Here is an 18,587-nt window from a genome sequence, read left to right on the forward strand (position 1 = left end):
CGCGCGTGGCGCAGGTCGGCGGCCTGTGGATACTCCGCGTCAGGCCTCAGGCGTCAGGCCTCAGTTGCCGAGCGCCCCGAGCCAGGTCTTCCGGGCTTCGAGGGCCTCCTCGGCCTCCTTGAGCCGCTTTGCATTGCCGCTCGCGGCCGCCGCGTCTCGCTCGGCCTCGAGCTTGGCGATGGCCTCGCTGAGCTGCGACTGCAGTCCCTCGTTGCGAGCCTGCTTCGCCGGGTTCGACCGGGCCCAGTGCTCCTCTTCGATGGTGCGCACGTGCTGCTCGATCTTTCGGAGGCGATCCTCGACCTGGCGGAAACGATCACGGGGAACGTGACCGATCTCATCCCACCGGCGTTGGATGTCGGTGAGCTTGGCACGGGCATCCCGGTGGTCCTGCGCTCGCAAGAGCGGCTCGGCCTCGGTGAGGAGCTGCTCTTTCCGCTCCAGGTTTCCGCTGAGCTCCTCGTTCTCCGCGGCGTCGACCTCGTTCTTCGCCTGGAAGAGCACGTCGCCGGCCGCCTTGAACCGGTTCCAGAGGGCGTCGTCGTGCTTGCGGCCGGCACGTCCCGCGGCCTTCCACTCGTCGAGCAGGCGGCGGTACTCGCCGACGCCGTCTGCGCCCTTGGGAGCGAGCGCCTCCGCCCTGGCGATCAGCTCGTTCTTGGCCTCGCGCGCCTCGCGGTGCGCCGCATCGAGCTTCGCGAAGAATGCACGCCGCTCGGTGTCGAGGGTCGAGCGGGCCTGACGGAACCGCTTCCACAGGGCGTTCGCCTCGCCCTTCGGCAGTTTCGGTCCCGTCTGCTGGTGCGCCTGCCAGCGCGCGAAGAGCGCCTCGATGGCCACCTGCGTCTGCTTCCACTGGATGCTCGCGGGATCTTGCGCCGCGAGCTGCTCAGCCTCCACGACGATCGCCTCGCGCTCGGCGATGGCCTCCTGCAGCTGGGCTCGCGACGCCTCCTGCTGCAGCTCGGTGAGCTCTGAGACCGTGCCGCCGAGCGCCGCGACGCGCTCCTTGAGACTCGCGAAGTCGCCGACAGCGTTGGCGCCCACGAGCTGCTCCTGCAGGTGCGCCACCGAACGGGCGACCGCATCGGCGGGGGCGCCGTTGCGAACGCGCTGCTCCAGCAGCGCGACCTGACCTTCGAGATCGGCGAACTTACGCGTGAAGTAGGCGAGCGCCTCTTCCGGCGAGCCGTCCGGGTATTGGCCGACGGCGCGCTCGGCGCCATTCTCGATGACGTAGACCGTACCGTCGTCGTCGACGCGGCCGAAAGGGGAGCCAGTGAGCTCGGACATGAGTGGAGGTTCCTCAGGGATAGGCGTGACGCAAGTGCGACAAGCCTAGGGCACGGGAGCGACTCGGCCCACCCTGGCCCCGCCCCCGGGATACCGCCGCGACGGCGTCCCGGCACGCCCAGCGCGCGGGAGCGGCGGCCCGGCGAGCCGCTACTCGAGCGTCAGGTCGGTGATCACCGCGGGGGCGACGGGCGCACCGTCGGTCGCCCCGCCCTCGACGCCCTCGTCGACGATCTGCGCGACGAGGTCGTCGAGCCCGCTCGTCACCTGGCCCATGACGGTGTAGCCGCCCGCGGAATCCGCCGGCAACTCGGTGTCCTCGTAGACGATGAAGAACTGGCTGCCCATGCTGTACCCGTCGTTGCCGACGCGCGCCATGGCGATGGTGCCCGCGGGGTAGACGCCGTCTTCCGGCGCGTTCTCGACGGGGCCCCACGAGTAGCCGGGGCCGCCGGTCCCCGTCCCCTCCGGATCGCCGCACTGCAGCACGAACAGCCCGGAGGTGGTGAGTCGGTGGCACGACGTGCCGTCGAAGTAGGACTCCTCGCCGAGCGCGATCATGTTCGACACCGCCTGCGGAGCCGACGACCCGTCGAGCTCGATGCCCAGCTCGAGCTCGTCGTTGAACGTCATGGTGCCCGTCCAGGAGCGGCCCTCGGCGAGGTCGGCCGACGGCACGTTCGGGTCGAGCTCGGGTTCGGTGGCGTCGGGAGTCGCGGGCGCCGTCTCGGTCGTCGCGGGGTCGCTCGTCTCCGCCGCCGTCGACCCCGGCCCGCCCGTGAAGTAGTACACCTGTGCACCGGTCACGAGCACGACGACGACGGCGAGGGCGACGAGGGCCGCGATGTTGTCGCGCCTGTTGCGCTTGACCTGGCGCTCGTTCACCACTACGCGCGCCTCGTACTCGCGCTTGCGCCGACGTTCTTCCTTCGTCTTCTTGGAGCTCGCCACGGTTCCTCTTCGCTCGGCCTGTCTCGCGCCGGGCCCGGCGCCGCAGCGAGTTTACCCGCAGCCCGGTCGGCGCCCCGTTCGCCTGACCTGTCGGGACCGTGCGCCGGTCGGAGGGCGGGCCGGTTCGTCGTCTCGCCGGCGCAGCGCCTACCATTGCCGATCATGACGAGCGGCGCGGTGGGCCTCACGGGGGCGTCGGCGACGGCGCCGCTCGCCGTGCGGATGCGCCCGCGCTCGCTCGACGAGGTCGTCGGCCAACGTCACCTGCTTCGAGCCGGATCACCGCTCCGCAAGCTGGCCGAGCCCGGAGATCCCCACTCGGCGGGGACCTCGGTCATCCTGTGGGGCCCGCCCGGCACCGGGAAGACCACGATCGCACAGGCGATCGCCCACACCGCCGACCGTTCGTTCGTACAGTTGAGCGCGATCTCGGCAGGGGTCAAGGACGTGCGCGCGGCGATGGACGAGGCGCTCGGCCGCAGAGACCTGTACGGCCGGCAGACCGTCCTCTTCCTCGACGAGATCCACCGCTTCACGAAGGCGCAGCAGGATGCGCTGCTCCCCGGTGTCGAGAACGGCTGGGTCACGCTCGTCGCCGCGACCACCGAGAACCCGTCGTTCTCGGTCATCACACCACTGCTCAGCCGCAGTCTGCTGCTGACGCTGCACCCGCTCGACGACGCAGACCTCGAGGGTCTGCTCGACCGGGCCATCAGCGACGATCGCGGCTTCGGCGGCGCGATCGACCTTGACCAGGATGCTCGCCGCGCGATCGTACAATTCGCCTCCGGCGACGCCCGGCGGGCGCTCACGACCCTCGAGGCCGCCGCCGCGACCGCGAAGGCATCCGACGAGTCCCGCGTGACGGGTGAGCACGTCGAGGCGGCGTCCGACCAGGCGCTGCTTCGCTACGACCGGGACGGCGACGAGCACTACGACGTCATCAGCGCGTTCATCAAGTCGGTCAGGGGCAGCGACCCGGACGCGGCGGTGCATTACCTCGCGCGCATGATCGTCGCCGGAGAGGACCCCCGGTTCATCGCCCGCCGGCTCATGATCCTGGCCGCGGAGGACATCGGGCTGGCGGACCCGCAGGCGTTGCCCATCGCCGTGGCCGCGGCCCAGACCGTCCAGCTCATCGGTATGCCGGAGGGTCGCATCCCCCTCAGCGAGGCCACCATCTACCTCGCGACCGCTCCGAAATCGAATGCGGCCTACACCGCGATCAATGCGGCGATCGCCGACGTGCAGGCCGGGAAGTCGGGACGGGTGCCGAAGCACCTGCGCGACGCGCACTACGCGGGCGCGAAGCGGCTCGGGCACGGAAAGGGCTACGTCTACCCGCACGATCACGCGAACGGGGTCGTGCGTCAGCAGTACCTACCGGACACGCTCGAGGGCGTCGAGTACTTCACGCCCCGCCCCCTCGGCGCCGAGCGCGACCTCGCGGCGCGGCTCGAACGCATCCGCCGTATCACCCGCGCCGATTGAGGTGCGCACCGCGCCGCCCCGTACTTCGCTGCATCTGGTAATGTGACACGGTCGCCGATTCGTGTCGCCTGCGGCTGGGCGCCGAAGGGACGGCGGAGCCCTGTAGCCGGGCGCGCCACGCGACCGCCTCGTTTGACGCATCCTCAGGGTGCGCCCGCATCCCTCGTGCGGGCGAGCATCCGGATGCGGAGCACCTCTGCGCGCTCACGCGCGCCGAACGACCGATAAGGAACTCATGTCCAAGACCTCACGCACCCGCTCGAAGGTTCGCCTTTCCCGTGCCCTCGGTGTCGCACTGACCCCGAAGGCCGCTCGCGCCCTCGAGAAGCGCCCGTACGCGCCCGGCCAGCACGGCCGCACGCGCCGCAAGACCGACTCCGACTTCGCGGTTCGCCTTCGCGAGAAGCAGCGCCTCCGGGCGCAGTACGGCCTCCGCGAGAAGCAGCTGCGCATCACCTTCGAAGAGGCGCGCCGACACCCCGGCCTGACGGGTGAGAACCTCGTCGAGCTGCTCGAGATGCGCCTCGACGCGCTCGTGCTGCGCGCGGGCTTCGCCCGCTCGACCTCGCAGGCCCGGCAGTTCGTCGTGCACCGCCACATCATGGTCGACGGCAAGATCGTCGACCGTCCCAGCTTCCGCGTGAAGCCGGGGCAGACTATCCAGGTCAAGCAGCGCTCGGAAGAGCTCGAGCCCTTCCAGGTTGCCGCCGCGGGCGGTCACCTCGACGTGCTGCCCAAGGTTCCGGGCTACCTCTCGAGCGACGCCGCGACGCTCACGGCCAAGCTGGAGCGTCGCCCGAAGCGCGCCGAGGTGCCCGTCACGTGTGAAGTGCAGCTCGTCGTCGAGTACTACGCCGCTCGCTAATCCCGGCCAAGCCGACGGACCGAGCGCCGCTACGATGGGGCGGGTCATGCGCAATCCGCGCGTGGCCCGCCCTTCGTGCACGCTCGGCGGACCCGGGACGACGATGGCCTCCCGGGCCGGCTCACTCAAGGAGAATTGGGGTTCGATATGACCGGAGGTGACATCGCCGGGCTCATCGCCGCAGGTGTGTTCCTCGTCCTGACCGCACTGCTCGCGGTGCCGCTGCTCAAGCTCGGCGGCGTCTTCGACGAACTGCGCGCGGGTATCCGCGAATCGGTCGATGCGCTGACGCCGACGCTCGCCGAGACGCAGGTCACGGTGAAGGAGACCAACAAGCAGCTCGAGAAGGTCGACACGATCACGACCAACGTGGCGGACACGACGACGAACGTCTCGAGCCTCGTCGCGCTCACCGCAGCGACGCTCGGTGGGCCGCTGATCAAGCTCGCCGGGTTCACCGCCGCGGTGAAGGCCGGGCTTTCCTCGCTGCGCAGCGCGCGCAGGGGACGTTAGGGGTCGCCGTGAAGTCCGCGCTCTTCCTCATCGGCGGCGTCGCCCTCGGCTTCGCCGCAGCCCACATCATCAACTCGACGGAGCGCGGCCGCGCCGTCTTCGGGCGGGTGAACGAGCGCGTCGACGAGTTCGTGGGCGCCGTCAAAGACGGCTACAACGCCCGCACGGACGAGCTGCTCGACGCGATCGATCGCTGACTCGCACGGACGCCCGCGGGTCGTTCGAACGACCTGCCGGGCTGACGACACCCCAGCCGCCCTCACAGCCAAAGGCACACCCGATTCTCAATGCGCACGCCCAATGAACACCGTCGAATGACGATGACCGAATGAAGACCGCCGAGATCCGACAGCGCTTCCTCGACTACTTCGAGCGAAACGGTCACACGCCCGTCCCGTCCGCGTCGCTCGTGAGCGACGATCCGACGATCATGTTCACGATCGCGGGCATGGTTCCCTTCATCCCGTACCTCACGGGCGTGGTGCCCGCGCCGTATCCGCGCGCGACGAGCGTGCAGAAGTGCATCCGGACGAACGACATCGAGGAGGTCGGCAAGACCCCTCGCCACGGCACCTTCTTCCAGATGTGCGGCAACTTCTCGTTCGGCGACTACTTCAAGCGCGAGGCGATCGCCTTCGCCTGGGGGCTACTGACGACCCCGGAGGCCGACGGCGGTCTGGGGTTCGATCCCAACGACCTCTGGGTCACGGTGTACCTCGACGACGACGAGGCGCACGACATCTGGCGCTCCATCTCAGGCCTCCCCGAGGAACGCATTCAGCGGCTCGGCATGGGCGAGAACTTCTGGTCAGCCGGCGGCGCCGGCAGCCCGGCGGGCCCGTGCTCCGAGATCTTCTTCGACCGCGGTCCGGAGCACGGCGCCGACGGTGGCCCGGCAACCGACGACGACCGCTACGTCGAGATCTGGAACCTCGTGTTCATGCAGTACGTGCGCGGCGAGGGCACGTCCAAGGACGACTACGAGATCATCGGCGACCTGCCGACCAAGAACATCGACACCGGCATGGGGCTTGAACGCATCGCGTTCATCAAACAGGGCGTCGGCAACATGTATGAGATCGATCAGGTGCGCCCAGTACTCGACGCCGCGGCGGAGCTGGCTGGCGTTTCGTACGGCCGCACCCACGAGGATGACGTGCGGCTGCGGATCATCGCCGATCACGTGCGCAGTTCGCTCATGCTCATGTCGGATGGCGTGCAGCCGGGCAACGAGGGCCGCGGCTACATCCTCCGGCGCCTGCTGCGGCGCGTCGTGCGCTCGATGCGTCTGCTCGGTGTCGAGGGCGCGACCTTCCCCGTGCTGTTCGCCGCGTCGCGCGACGCGATGCGCGACGCCTACCCCGAGGTCGCGACCGACTTCGACCGCATCGGGCGCCTCGCCTTCGCAGAGGAGCAGACCTTCCTGCGTACCCTCTCCCAGGGCACGGCCATCCTCGACGACGCGGTCGCACGCACCCGCCACGAGGGCGTTTCGACACTTCCCGGCAACACGGCGTTCCTCCTCCATGACACCTTCGGGTTCCCCATCGACCTCACGGTCGAGATGGCAGAGGAAGCCGGGTTGCAGGTCAACCGCTCCGCCTTCGACGAGCTGATGGCCGAGCAGCGCGCTCGTGCCAAGGCCGACGCCAAGTCGAAGCGCACCGCCCTCGCCGACCTCGGGGTCTACAGCAAGTTCCGGGCCCTCGGCGAGACCGGCTTCGTCGGCTACACGGACCTCGAGCACGAGGCCGAGGTACTCGGCATCCTGCGTGACGGCCACCCGGTCGCAGAGGCGGTGTCCGGCGAGCAGGTCGAGCTCATCCTCGACAGCACGTCGCTCTACGCCGAGTCGGGCGGCCAGGAGTCCGACTCCGGCACGATCGTTGGCCACGCGGGCGACTTCGCCGCCGAGATCGTCGACGTGCAGCGGCCTGTGCCGGGGCTCGTGAGTCACACCGTCACGGTCACCAGCGGTCACGTCGCCGTCGGCGACCGCGTCGAGACCATCGTCGACGCCGCCTACCGGCGCGGTGCGAACCAGGCGCACTCGGCGACCCACCTCGTGCACGCGGCCCTGCGCGATGTGCTCGGGCCCGACGCCCTGCAGTCAGGCTCGTACAATCGCGCCGGCTACCTGCGCCTCGACTTCTCGTGGTCGCAGCCGCTCTCAGGTCAGACCCGCAGCGAGCTTGAGGAGATCGCGAACAACGCGATCCGGCAGGACTACGAGGTCGTCACCCGCGAGCTGCCCATCGATGAGGCCAAGGCGCTCGGGGCCAAGGCACTGTTCGGCGAGAAGTACGGTGCCATCGTGCGCATGGTCGACATCGGAGGCCCCTGGTCACGCGAGCTTTGCGGCGGCACGCACGTGGCGCACTCGAGCGAGATCGGCCTCATCAACCTGATCGGTGAGGGATCGGTGGGCGCGGCCAACCGCCGCGTCGAGTCGCTCGTCGGCCGGGAGGCATTCAAGGAGTTCGCCGCGGAGCGGGCGATCGTCCAGACGCTCGCGTCGAATCTCAAGACGCCTCGCGTCGAGCTCGAGTCGCGCGTCATGAGTCTCGTGAACGACCTCAAGCGGGCCGAGAAGCGCATCGCCGACCTTGAGGCGGCGGCCCTGCTCACACGCGCGCCGTCGCTCGTGTCCTCGGCACGCTCGGTGGGCGCGGTACGGCTCGTCGCGGCGGAGCTCGGCGACGTGCGCGGCGGCGACGACGTGCGCAAGCTCGCCATCGACGTGCGTGAACGGCTCGGGTCGGCACCGGCGGTCGTTGCGCTCGGCGCGGTCTCGAACGGCAAGCCGGTCGTGCTCGTCGCGACGAATGCGGCCGCCCGTGAGGCGGGGGTCAAGGCCGGAGCCCTCGTGCGCGTCGCCGCGCCGGTGCTTGGCGGCGGGGGCGGCGGGAAGGACGACCTCGCGCAGGGCGGGGGACAGGACCCCACGAAACTCCGTGACGCGCTCGCCGCCGTCGAGCGCGAATTGGCCGGCAACTAGCGTGCGGACCGGTACCCGCCTCGGCATCGACGTCGGAAAGGCCCGCATCGGCGTCGCGCGCTCCGATCCGCACGGCCTCATCGCGACCCCGATCGAGACGGTCGCGCGAGACCGCGGCGGTGGGGTCCACGTGGCGGCGATCGCGGCGCACGCACGCGAATCGAAGGCGGTCGAGGTGCTCGTGGGGTTGCCGATCGCGCTCAGCGGGAACGAGACGGCCTCGACGCAGGATGCCCGCGATGTCGCGCAGGAGATCGCCGCCGCGGTCGACATCCCCGTCCGTCTCGTCGACGAACGGCTCACGACCGTGACCGCGACGCGGCAGCTGCGCGAGGTGGGGCGAAAGGCCAGCACGTCGCGAGACCGTATCGACCAACTCGCTGCAGTTGTACTGTTGCAGAACGCCCTCGACGGCGAGCGATCCACGGGTTCACCGCCTGGAACGCTCGTCACCGGAAAGGACGACCATGCCTGACACCGAGAAGCGCGACGACTTTGCCGGGCTGCTCGATGACCGCGATGAAGATCGCGCCGGCGCGACCGCGGCGTCCGGTGGCCGCCGTCATCGTCGGCGAAGCGAGCAGCGCCGCCGAGCGGTGAGGCACCGCATCATCATCGTCGTGATCGTCGTGATTGCCCTCATCGCGGCGGGGTCAATCGGGTGGGTCGTGTTCGGCGACCGGATCGGCTCGATGTTCGGGGCCGACGACTACAGCGGCCCCGGGAACGGCACCGAGGTGACGTTCACGGTGCAAGACGGCGACACGGGCACCTCGATCGGTGAGCGCCTCGCCGAGGCTGACATCGTGAAAACGAGCGACGCCTTCGTCGCCGAGGTGGTGAGCCGTGACCCGGAGCCGACCTTCATGCCGGGCACCTACGGGATGCAGGAGCAGATGAGCGCGGCAGCCGCCGTGGATGCGCTCACCGACGCGAGTAATCTGCAGCACGGCTCGTTCGTCGTGCCGGAGGGCACGTGGATGAAGGATATCTTCGCGATCATCGAGGACGGCCTCGGCATCCCGCTCGCGGACCTCGAGGCCGCGGCAGCGGACGTGGCGTCGTACGGCCTGCCCGCCGAGGCGACGACCCTCGAGGGATTCCTCTTCCCGGCGACCTACGAGTTCCCGCCGGAGACCGATGCCAGCACGGTCCTCGCGACCATGGTCGACCGTTCCTTCCAGTCGCTCGACGCCGCGGGCGTCGCCCCCGAGGAACGCTGGGACGTGATCCGCATGGCATCGCTCGTGCAGCGCGAGGCCGGGCTGCGCGACGACTTCTACAAAGTGTCGCGCGTGTTCTTCAATCGGCTCGACATCGGCATGCCGCTGCAGGCGGATTCAACCGTCCACTACGGCGTCGGCAGGGATGACCACGTGGAGACGACGGAGGCCGAGCGCGTCGACGCGTCCAATCCGTACAACACGTACGTGCATCCGGGCATGATCGTCGGTCCCATCTCGAATCCCGGCGACGTGGCGATCGACGCCGCCGTAAATCCCGTCGACGGCGATTGGCTCTACTTCGTGACCTGGAACCTCGAGACGGGGGAGACGATCTTCTCGACGACGTACGAGGAGCACTTGGCGGCGGTCAACAAGTGGCAGGCGTGGATGGCGGACCACCCGGAGTACCAGTAGCCGCATGCGCACCCCGTCACCGCAACGGCTCGCCGTGCTCGGCTCGCCGATCGCGCACTCCAAATCGCCGCGGCTGCACGAGGCGGCCGCCCGGGCGCTCGGCGTCGAACGGCAGTACTCGGCCGTCGAACTCCGCGAACACGAACTCGCCGGGTTTCTGGCCTCGCGGGAACCCGGGTGGCGCGGATGCTCGCTCACGATGCCGCTGAAGTCGGTCGCCGTTCCCATGTGCCGCACTGTCTCGCCCGTTGCGCAACGCGCGGACGCTGTCAACACGATCGTGTTCGACGGCCCCGAGCCCGATGCGCCCTTCGACGGCTTCAACACGGACGTGGAGGGCGTCCGGCGCGCCCTCGATGAGGCGGGCGCCGGAACGGCGCGCGTCGAACTGCTCGGTGCGGGCAGCACGGCGTCGAGCGTGCTGCTCGCGTGCGCGGAGCGCGGGGCGACCGAGCTGGTCATCCGTGCCCGCGCGCCAGAGCGCGCCCGCGACGCCGAGCGGCTCGCCGCGTCGCTCGGCATGTCCGTGCGCGTGGTGCACCTCGACGATGACCCGGCCCGCACCGGTGACGGCATGGACGACGTCGACCTCGTCATCAATACGATCCCGGGCGGCGACCGACTGCGCGTGCGGTATCCCAAGCCCGTGCGCCGAACGGCGACCCTGTTCGACGTGATCTACGACCCCTGGCCGACGTCCTTGGCCGCCCACTGGCTCGACGCCGGCGGGCAGGTCGTGAGCGGGCTCGACATGCTGCTGTACCAGGCGATCGCGCAGGTGCGACTCTTCACGCGTCCGGAGGATGGCGCGCGGGCTGTCACGGACGCCGAACTCCTCGCCGCGATGCGCGCTGCGCTCGGGAGGTGACCGGGTCCGGCGGCTCCGAGCTGCGGCCGCGCTAGAACGCCGACAGGTCGACGTCGATCGCGCCGTCGGTGCCGACCGTCACCGCCAGCTCGAGTCCGTCCGCGGACCCCCATGGCGATCGCTCGACGAGCGTGTTCGGCACCCATGGATCGCCCTCGGCCGCGCGGTCATCGAAGTCGATGCGCAATTCACCGCCCTCGACGACGACGAACGCGTCGCCATCGCCGCGCTCCTCGGCGCCGCCCCCCGCGGGAACTGCGCGGTGGCCGCGGCACCGGCCGACAACGGCGTCGCCGCATCGCTGCCGGTGGCCGGCGGAACGGACGTGTCAGGGGACCTGATCGGTGTGGTCCTGCGGTTCGGCATCGTCACTCGCTGCTGTCCTCGGGTTGCGCTCGGCGCTCAGCCTATGGCCTCGGGCGCCGCCCCGCGATGGCCGACGGGCGCACCCCCGACATGGAACAATGGCCGAATGCTCAGATGGCTCACGGCCGGTGAATCGCACGGCCCAGAACTGCTCGCCATTCTCGAGGGGCTTCCCGCCGGCGTGCGGCTCTCACTCGACCACGTCCGCGCCGACCTGGCGCGCCGAAAGCTCGGCTACGGGCGGGGCGCGCGCATGAAGTTCGAGCAGGACGAGCTCCACCTCTCGGCGGGCGTGCGCCACGGGCTCACGATCGGGTCGCCGATCGGCCTGCGCATCGGCAACACCGAATGGCCCAAGTGGACCGAGGTCATGAGCCCGGACCCCGTCGACGACGCGGTGTTCGAGACCGGCCGCGGCCAGCGGCTCACGCGTCCGCGCCCCGGTCACGCCGACCTCACCGGCATGCAGAAGTACGGCTTCGACGAGGCACGCCCGGTCCTCGAGCGCGCGAGCGCGCGGGAGACCGCGGCGCGCGTCGCGCTCGGCGCCATCGCCAAGCGTTTCCTCGCCGAGCTCGGCATCGAGACCGTCAGCCACACCATCGCGATCGGCGAGGTGGAGGTGCCGGACGACGCGCGCGTGCCGACGCTGGCGGATCTCGAGGCCATCGACGCCGATCCCGTCCGCATCCTCGACCCCGAGACGTCGGCCCGCGCGGTCGAACTGATCGACGAGATCCGCAAGGACGGCGATACGATCGGCGGATCGACCGAGGTGGTGGTCACGGGCCTTCCCAGCGGCATCGGCTCGTACGCGCACTGGGATCGCCGGCTCGACGCCAAAGTCGCCGCAGCGCTCATGAGCATCCAGGCCATGAAGGGCGTCGAGATCGGCGACGGGTTCCGCACGACGCGCAGACGCGGTTCGGCGGCACACGACCCCCTCTACGCGACCGGTGACGGCATCGCGCGTTCGAGCGACCGGGCTGGCGGGATCGAGGGCGGCATGACCACGGGCACCCGGCTGCGGGTACGGGTGGGCATGAAGCCCATCGCGACCGTGCCCCACGCCCTGCATACGGTCGACGTCGCCACCGGGGGCGACGCGACGGCGCACCACCAGCGGTCCGACGTCTGCGCCGTGCCCGCGAGCGGGGTCGTGGCCGAGGCGATGGTCGCGCTCACGATCGCCGACGCGCTGCTCGACAAGTTCGGCGGCGACAGCGTCGGCGAGACCCGCCGCAACCTGGAGGCCTACGTCCGGTCGATTCCCGCGCACTTGCGCACGACACCGGAACTCGCCGATCCCGCGTCCGCCCGCCCGGCCGAGGCCGAGGTGGACGAGTCGCCGATGGGCGACTCGCTGAGCGAGTGGCGCGTATGACCATCGCGTTCATTGGTCCACCCGCCGCCGGGAAATCGCGCGCGGGCCGGCGCCTCGCGCGGCGCTTGGGCGCGAGTTACGCCGACACGGACCGGCGCATCGCCGCGGATCACGGCCCCATCAGCGAGCTCTTCGCGACGCGGGGCGAAGCAGCGTTCCGGGCGCTCGAGCGCGATTATGTCGCGCGCGCACTGCGAGAGGTCGAGGTCGTGTCACTCGGTGGCGGCGCCGTCATGGACGACGCGACGCAGGCGCTGCTCGGCCATCACACGGTCATCCAGGTGCTCGCTTCCCCTGCGGCGATCGAACAGCGCATCTCCGGCAGCACGAAGCGGCCGCTCATCAAGAGCCTCGACGATTGGCGCGCGATCTACGAGCGTCGCCGCGAGGTCTACGAGCGGCTGGCCGACGCGACGTTCGACACGTCGTTCCGGCCGATGAGCCGCGTCGTCGACGACATCGAGGCGTGGCTCCGCGAAACGAATCACGCGGTGCTCGGCACGGCACGACACGAAGGGACGAGCACGATATGAGCCACACCACGATCGAGGTGTCCGGCGAGCACGGGCCGGTTCTCGTCGGCAGCGGGCTCATCGCGTCGCTGCGGGAACTCCTGCCTCCGCTCCTCGGCAGCAAGGTCGAGAAGCTGCTCATCGTGCACGCGCCGACGCTCGCCGCGATCGCTGACGACGTGCGAGAGACGCTCGCGGCCGAGTACGCGCAGGTCCTCGTGGCCGAGATCCCGGATGCCGAGGGCGCCAAGCGCGTCGAGGTCGCCGCGTTCTGCTGGCAGATCCTCGGTCAGGCCGACTTCACGCGCTCCGACGCGATCATCACCATCGGCGGGGGCGCGACCACCGACGTGGGCGGGTTCATCGCCGCCACGTGGCTTCGCGGCGTGAAGGTCGTGCACGTGCCGACGACCGTGCTCGCGATGGTCGACGCGGCCGTCGGCGGCAAGACGGGCATCAACACGAACGAGGGGAAGAACCTCGTCGGCGCCTTCCATCCGCCGGCCGGCGTGGTCGTCGACCTCGACGTCTTGGCAGGCCTCCCGCGCAACGAGCTGCTCGCCGGTTTCGCAGAGGTCGTCAAGGCCGGGTTCATCGCCGAGCCCGAAATTCTCGACCTCATCGAGGCCGACCCCGACGCCGCGACCGACCCCGGAACGCCCGCCTTCCGCCGCGTCGTCGAGCTGAGCATCCGCGTGAAGGCCGACGTCGTCGGCGACGACCTCACCGAGCAGGGACGGCGCGAGATCCTGAACTACGGCCACACCCTCGGGCACGCGATCGAGCTCGCTGAGCGCTACCAGTGGCGCCACGGCGCGGCCGTCGCGATCGGCATGCGCTTCGCCGCGGAACTCGGCCGGTTGTCGGGCCGGCTGAGCGACGAGACCGCCGATCGCCACACACGCATCCTCGGGCTGCTCGGCCTGCCAATGGGATATCCGGCCTCGCGCTGGCCGACGCTGCTCGCCGCGATGCGTCGCGACAAGAAGGCCAGAGGTGCGATGCTGCGCTTCGTCGTGCTCGACGGCCTCGCCAAGCCGACCGTCATCCAGGCGCCGGACGAGTCGCTGCTCTTCGCGGCGTATCAGGAGATCGCCACGTAGCGCAGCATCCGCCGTCGCGCCGCGAGTCCGGCGCGACCCGCGGATGCCCCCGGCCAACTTTTGGTTGACGTTTCGCGTCACCGGGATGACTTGGCGCGGTCGGCCCCTACCGTCGTGCAGAATAGAGGGCGAGCCCCGACTTGCCGGGGCTTCGCCGTTCCGCAACACTCCCAGGAGACTTCCTCATGACCCAGCCTGCCCCCTACAACGCCGGTGGCGTCGCGCCGCAGGAGAAGACCAACACGATGGCGATCATCGCCCTCGTGGGTTCGATCCTCATCCCGATCGTGGGCATCATCTGCGGCCACATCGCGCTCAACCAGATCAAGAAGACGGGCGAAGGCGGCCGAGTGCTCGCCATCATCGGCCTCGTCATCGGATACGTGTACACCGCGATCGCCATCATCGGCATCATCATCGTCTTCGCCGGCATTGGGGCCGCGGTCACCTACAACTAGTCTCCGGGCGGCGCGGCCCGCACGCTTCGGGGGCCGCGCCGCCCCTCTACACGAAAGGTTCCGTCGTGTCGAACAACGACCCATACGGCCAGCCCAATCAGGTCCAGCCCGGACCGCCTCCTCCGCCCGCCTACGGCGCTCCCGCTCCTGGCGGCTACCCGGGCGCGAGCCCGGCGCCAGCGCAATCAACGAACACGATGGCGATCATCGCGCTCGTCTCGTCGTTCTTCATCTCGATCGCAGGCATCATCTGCGGCCACATCGCGCTCAACCAGATCAAGAAGACCGGCGAGCAGGGACGCGGTCTCGCGATGGCCGGCCTCATCATCGGCTACGTCATGCTGGCGATCACGGTGATCGTTGTCATCCTCTACGTGGTCTTCTTCGCCTGGGTCTTCAGCTACTCGACGACGTACTCCTGAGCGGCAGCAGCCGCACGCTTCGGCAGAAGCACGGCTGACCGACAGAAAGGCACCGCGTGACCACGAGCGGCCCCCACGGGCAGTCCATCGAGGGCGCACGCCACGACCCGGGAGCCGGCGGCGCCCAGGCCCCATCGCACGGCGCTGTGCCGCCGGCTCCGGGCTACGCGCCCGTGCCGTATCAGCCCCAGTCCTACGCGGCCCCGCGGCCGACGAACACCATGGCGATCATCGCCCTCGTCGGTGGCATCCTGACCGGCGTCGTCGGCATTGTCTGCGGCCACATCGCCCTGAACCAGATCAAGCGGACCGGCGAAGACGGACACGGCCTCGCCCTCGCGGGACTCATCATCGGCTACGTCTTCACCGCAGTGTGGGTCGGTATCGTGCTGTTCTACCTGTTGTACGTGCTGGTGTTCATCGGCATCTTCGGGGCCGTCCTCGTCGGCTCGTCCGTCTAGCTCCGGATCACCTTCGTTCTCTCGCTACCATGGCGCCATGCGCATCCTCGTGCTGAACGGCCCCAACCTCAATCGACTCGGCACCAGGCAGCCTGACGTCTACGGCACCGACACGCTCGACGACATCCACGCCGCCCTGCAGAACGCCGCGGGCGACGACGTCGAGATCGACGGCCGGCAGACGAACCATGAGGGAGACCTCGTCGGCTGGCTGCATGAGGCCGCCGACACGGGATCGCCCGTCATCCTCAACGCTGGCGCGCTGACGCACACGTCAGTCGCACTGCACGACGCCATCGCCATCGTCATCGAGACCGGCACGCCGGTTGTCGAGGTGCATCTCTCGAACCCGCACCGGCGGGAGGCCTTCCGACAGGTCAACTTCGTCGCGAGCGCGGTGACCGGCAGCGTCACCGGTTTCGGTCTCGGCTCGTACCTCGCGGCGTTGACGGCGATCCAGCACGCCGCCCGGCCGGGCCGCCGTGGCGGCGCGCCCTCGCACGCCACGGCGACGCGGTAGGCTGGCCCGTCGGGCCGCCCGCCCGCACGGCACGCAGATCACAGGGCACAGAACCGAGAGGCACACGGTATGGCATCGACCGCGGACATCAAGAACGGCGTCGTCATGAAGATCGACGGCCAACTCTGGCAGGTCGTCGAGTTTCAGCACGTCAAGCCCGGCAAGGGCGGCGCGTTCGTTCGCACGAAGATCAAGAACGTCGTCTCAGGCAAGATCGTCGACCGCACCTACAACGCCGGCGCCAAGATCGAGACCGCGACGGTCGACCGACGCGACTACCAGTACCTCTACCGAGACGGTGACGGCTTCGTGTTCATGGACACTAGCGACTACGACCAACTCACCCTGAACGAGACCCTTGTCGGCGACGCCGCGGGCTTCCTGCTCGAGCAGCAGCAAGTGCAGATCGCGCTGCACGAGGGCGAGCCGCTGTACATCGAACTGCCCCCGTCGGTCGTGCTCGAGATCACCTACACGGAACCCGGCCTGCAGGGTGACCGGTCGAACGCCGGCACGAAGCCCGCGACCGTCGAGACCGGTGCGGAGATCCAGGTGCCGCTGTTCGTCGACGCCGGCACGAGGGTCAAGGTCGATACGCGAACGGGCGAGTACCTCAGCCGCGTCAACGACTGATGGGCGCACGCACCAAGGGCCGCAGGCGCGCGACCGACGTGCTCTACGCCGCCGACGTGCGCGGCGTCCCGGTCGCCGAGATCCTGGCCCAGGAGGCATCGCGAGCGGAGCACGAGCCCGAGCGCGCCACGTCATGGGCGTTCGCGCGGCAGATCCTTCTCGGCGTCGGGGAGCACCGCGACGAGATCGACGAGCTCCTCACGACGTACTCGAGGGGCTGGCCGCTCGATCGCATGCCCGCCGTTGACCGCGCGATCCTGCGGGTTGGCGTCTGGGAACTCCGCTGGAGCAGCGACGTGCCGCCGTCCGTCGCCATCACCGAGGCCGTCGAGAGCGCGAAGACGCTCTCGACCGAGGACTCGGGCCGCTTCGTACACGGCGTCCTCGGCCGCATCGCCGAGCTGCCGACGTCGCCGTGATCCCCAGGTCGGGGCTTGTTTCCCGGCCGCACCGCCTCTCGACGGCATCGAGAGCGCCCGTCCAGCGGACGCTCGCGCGGGTGCTACCCTGATCGTCGTTCCGACCAACCTTTTAATGCCGTCCAGTGAGGCGGGGAAGGGAGGGTCGACGTGAGCCAGCGCACCGTGCTGCTTCCCGCCGACATCGAGCGCGCGCTCGTCCGCATCGCGCACCAGATCATCGAGCACAACCGGGGCATCGACGGTGTCGTGCTCCTCGGCATCCCGACCCGAGGCGTGGCCCTCGCCAAGCGGCTCGCCCGCAACCTCGCCAGCATCGAGCAGCAGGCCGGCAACGAGCTCGATCCCGCGTCGATCACGGGCCAACTCGACGTGACCATGTTCCGCGACGACCTGCGACGCCGCGCCCCGCGCGCCCCGCAGCCGACGCGGATCCCCCCGATGGGCGTCGACGACAAGACCGTCGTGCTCATCGACGACGTGCTGTACTCGGGGAGGACCGTGCGCGCCGCCCTCGACGCGGTGAGCGCCGTCGGGCGGCCGCGCGCCGTGCAGCTCGCCGTGCTCGTGGACCGCGGTCACCGCGAGCTGCCGATCCGTGCCGACTTCGTCGGAAAGAACCTGCCATCCGCGCGCAGCGAACGGATCGGCGTCGAGCTCGCCGAGATCGACGGTGCGGATGCCGTGGTCATCACGGACGCGACCGACACACAGACCAGGGAGGCGGAGTGAAGCATCTGCTCGCCACGCGCGATCTCCGTCGCGACGACGCCATCATGCTGCTCGACACGGCCGAGGACATGGCTGACGTCAGCGACCGCGAGGTCAAGAAGCTCCCCGTCCTCCGCGGCATCACCGTCGTGAACCTCTTCTACGAGGACTCGACGCGGACCCGCATCTCGTTCGAGGCCGCCGAGAAGCGTTTGAGCGCCGACGTCATCAATTTCGCCGCCAAGGGCTCGAGCGTTTCGAAGGGGGAGAGCCTGAAGGACACCGCGCAGACGCTCCGCGCCATCGGCGCAGATGCGGTCGTGATCCGTCACCCTTCATCGGGCGCGCCGCAGCTGCTGGCCGAGCGCGACTGGATCGACACGCCGATCCTCAATGCGGGCGACGGCATGCACGAGCATCCGACCCAGGCGCTGCTCGACGCGTTCACGCTCCGCCACCGGCTGCACGGCCGCGACGGCGCGCGCGGCACCGGCCTCGATGGCGCCCACGTCGTCATCGTCGGCGACATCCTGCATTCCCGCGTCGCCCGCTCCAACGTGTGGTTGCTGAGCACGCTCGGGGCGCGCGTCACGCTCGTCGGGCCGCCGACGCTGTTGCCGGCCGACACGTCCATGTGGCCGGCGCGCACGACCTACGACCTGGACGAGGCGCTGGCCGACGATCCGACGGCCGTCATGCTCCTGCGCATCCAGGCGGAGCGCATGCGCGACGCCTTCTTCCCGAACACGCGCGAGTACGCGACGTTCTGGGGCCTCAGCGAGGCGCGCTTCCACGCCCTCGGCTCGGAGGTGGCCATCATGCATCCCGGGCCGATGAACCGTGGCCTCGAGATCTCGTCGGCCGCCGCCGACTCCAGCCAGTCCACCGTGCTCGAACAGGTCGCGAACGGGGTCGCCGTGCGCATGTCCGCGCTCTACCACCTTCTCTCAGGATCGCAGGAGGGCGCCGCGTGACCAGC

22 protein-coding genes are annotated in these 18,587 nt (G+C 69.8%); 19 read left to right on the plus strand and 3 right to left on the minus strand.

What is annotated here, in order from left to right:
• Positions 1–60: 60 nt before the first annotated feature.
• The gene (locus tag F8O04_RS07650) at positions 61–1,293 is read right to left on the minus strand and encodes a DUF349 domain-containing protein (protein WP_158028653.1); all 1,233 of its coding nucleotides are present in this window, start codon (positions 1,291–1,293) and stop codon (positions 61–63) included.
• A 150-nt stretch (positions 1,294–1,443) separates the two neighbouring features.
• On the minus strand, positions 1,444–2,244 hold the full coding sequence (locus F8O04_RS07655) for a peptidylprolyl isomerase (RefSeq protein ID WP_158028654.1): 801 nt from the start codon (positions 2,242–2,244) through the stop codon (positions 1,444–1,446).
• Between the two features lie 162 nt (positions 2,245–2,406).
• Between F8O04_RS07655 and F8O04_RS07660 the strand changes: the two genes are divergently transcribed.
• From F8O04_RS07660 to F8O04_RS07695, 8 genes are all read left to right on the plus strand, one after another.
• A complete protein-coding gene (locus F8O04_RS07660; RefSeq protein ID WP_158028655.1) occupies positions 2,407–3,735 on the plus strand; it encodes a replication-associated recombination protein A in 1,329 nt (442 codons plus the stop codon).
• A 235-nt stretch (positions 3,736–3,970) separates the two neighbouring features.
• A complete protein-coding gene (rpsD, locus tag F8O04_RS07665; protein ID WP_158028656.1) occupies positions 3,971–4,600 on the plus strand; it encodes a 30S ribosomal protein S4 in 630 nt (209 codons plus the stop codon).
• Between the two features lie 147 nt (positions 4,601–4,747).
• Positions 4,748–5,113 (plus strand): DUF948 domain-containing protein, encoded by a 366-nt coding sequence (locus F8O04_RS07670; protein WP_158028657.1) that lies wholly within the window; start codon positions 4,748–4,750, stop codon positions 5,111–5,113.
• Positions 5,114–5,121: 8 nt separating this feature from the next.
• The gene (locus F8O04_RS07675) at positions 5,122–5,310 is read left to right on the plus strand and encodes a hypothetical protein (RefSeq protein WP_158028658.1); all 189 of its coding nucleotides are present in this window, start codon (positions 5,122–5,124) and stop codon (positions 5,308–5,310) included.
• A gap of 131 nt (positions 5,311–5,441) precedes the next feature.
• The gene (gene alaS, locus F8O04_RS07680; protein WP_158028659.1) at positions 5,442–8,111 is read left to right on the plus strand and encodes an alanine--tRNA ligase; all 2,670 of its coding nucleotides are present in this window, start codon (positions 5,442–5,444) and stop codon (positions 8,109–8,111) included.
• Between the two features lies 1 nt (position 8,112).
• Positions 8,113–8,586, plus strand: a complete 474-nt coding sequence (ruvX, locus tag F8O04_RS07685) for a Holliday junction resolvase RuvX (protein WP_158028660.1) — start codon at positions 8,113–8,115, stop codon at positions 8,584–8,586.
• Entirely contained in the window at positions 8,579–9,751 is a 1,173-nt protein-coding gene (gene mltG / locus F8O04_RS07690; RefSeq protein ID WP_158028661.1) for an endolytic transglycosylase MltG, read from the plus strand. Before ruvX ends, mltG begins: the two co-directional genes overlap by 8 nt.
• A gap of 4 nt (positions 9,752–9,755) precedes the next feature.
• Positions 9,756–10,619 (plus strand): shikimate dehydrogenase family protein, encoded by an 864-nt coding sequence (locus tag F8O04_RS07695; protein WP_158028662.1) that lies wholly within the window; start codon positions 9,756–9,758, stop codon positions 10,617–10,619.
• Positions 10,620–10,650: 31 nt separating this feature from the next.
• On the opposite strand, the gene F8O04_RS14800 is transcribed toward F8O04_RS07695, so the two are convergent.
• On the minus strand, positions 10,651–10,806 hold the full coding sequence (locus F8O04_RS14800; protein ID WP_188726211.1) for a hypothetical protein: 156 nt from the start codon (positions 10,804–10,806) through the stop codon (positions 10,651–10,653).
• Positions 10,807–11,091: 285 nt separating this feature from the next.
• On the opposite strand from F8O04_RS14800, the gene aroC reads away from it, so the two are divergent.
• From aroC to F8O04_RS07750, 11 genes are all read left to right on the plus strand, one after another.
• Positions 11,092–12,369: a chorismate synthase gene (aroC, locus tag F8O04_RS07700; protein WP_158028663.1), complete on the plus strand. Its 1,278-nt coding sequence runs from the start codon at positions 11,092–11,094 to the stop codon at positions 12,367–12,369.
• Positions 12,366–12,902, plus strand: coding sequence for a shikimate kinase (locus F8O04_RS07705; protein ID WP_158028664.1), 537 nt, complete (start codon positions 12,366–12,368; stop codon positions 12,900–12,902). Before aroC ends, F8O04_RS07705 begins: the two co-directional genes overlap by 4 nt.
• A complete protein-coding gene (gene aroB / locus F8O04_RS07710; RefSeq protein WP_158028665.1) occupies positions 12,899–13,984 on the plus strand; it encodes a 3-dehydroquinate synthase in 1,086 nt (361 codons plus the stop codon). The genes F8O04_RS07705 and aroB overlap by 4 nt, the downstream gene beginning before the upstream one ends.
• Before the next feature lie 185 nt (positions 13,985–14,169).
• Positions 14,170–14,442 (plus strand): DUF4190 domain-containing protein, encoded by a 273-nt coding sequence (locus tag F8O04_RS07715; RefSeq protein ID WP_158028666.1) that lies wholly within the window; start codon positions 14,170–14,172, stop codon positions 14,440–14,442.
• Between the two features lie 65 nt (positions 14,443–14,507).
• Positions 14,508–14,864: a DUF4190 domain-containing protein gene (locus F8O04_RS14805; protein WP_188726476.1), complete on the plus strand. Its 357-nt coding sequence runs from the start codon at positions 14,508–14,510 to the stop codon at positions 14,862–14,864.
• A gap of 56 nt (positions 14,865–14,920) precedes the next feature.
• Entirely contained in the window at positions 14,921–15,325 is a 405-nt protein-coding gene (locus tag F8O04_RS15040) for a DUF4190 domain-containing protein (RefSeq protein ID WP_225734914.1), read from the plus strand.
• 37 nt (positions 15,326–15,362) lie between these two features.
• Complete coding sequence (locus F8O04_RS07730) at positions 15,363–15,845, plus strand: type II 3-dehydroquinate dehydratase (protein WP_158028667.1); 483 nt, start codon at positions 15,363–15,365, stop codon at positions 15,843–15,845.
• 69 nt (positions 15,846–15,914) lie between these two features.
• Complete coding sequence (gene efp / locus F8O04_RS07735; RefSeq protein ID WP_158028668.1) at positions 15,915–16,478, plus strand: elongation factor P; 564 nt, start codon at positions 15,915–15,917, stop codon at positions 16,476–16,478.
• Positions 16,478–16,897 (plus strand): transcription antitermination factor NusB, encoded by a 420-nt coding sequence (nusB, locus tag F8O04_RS07740; RefSeq protein ID WP_158028669.1) that lies wholly within the window; start codon positions 16,478–16,480, stop codon positions 16,895–16,897. Before efp ends, nusB begins: the two co-directional genes overlap by 1 nt.
• Positions 16,898–17,047: 150 nt before the next feature.
• Positions 17,048–17,629 carry a bifunctional pyr operon transcriptional regulator/uracil phosphoribosyltransferase PyrR gene (pyrR, locus tag F8O04_RS07745; RefSeq protein ID WP_158028670.1) on the plus strand — a complete coding sequence of 194 codons (582 nt, stop codon included), beginning with the start codon at positions 17,048–17,050 and terminating at the stop codon, positions 17,627–17,629.
• A complete protein-coding gene (locus tag F8O04_RS07750; protein ID WP_158028671.1) occupies positions 17,626–18,582 on the plus strand; it encodes an aspartate carbamoyltransferase catalytic subunit in 957 nt (318 codons plus the stop codon). Before pyrR ends, F8O04_RS07750 begins: the two co-directional genes overlap by 4 nt.
• Positions 18,583–18,587: the final 5 nt, after the last annotated feature.

This window comes from Pseudoclavibacter endophyticus, assembly GCF_008831085.1.
Taxonomy (GTDB): domain Bacteria; phylum Actinomycetota; class Actinomycetes; order Actinomycetales; family Microbacteriaceae; genus Pseudoclavibacter; species Pseudoclavibacter endophyticus.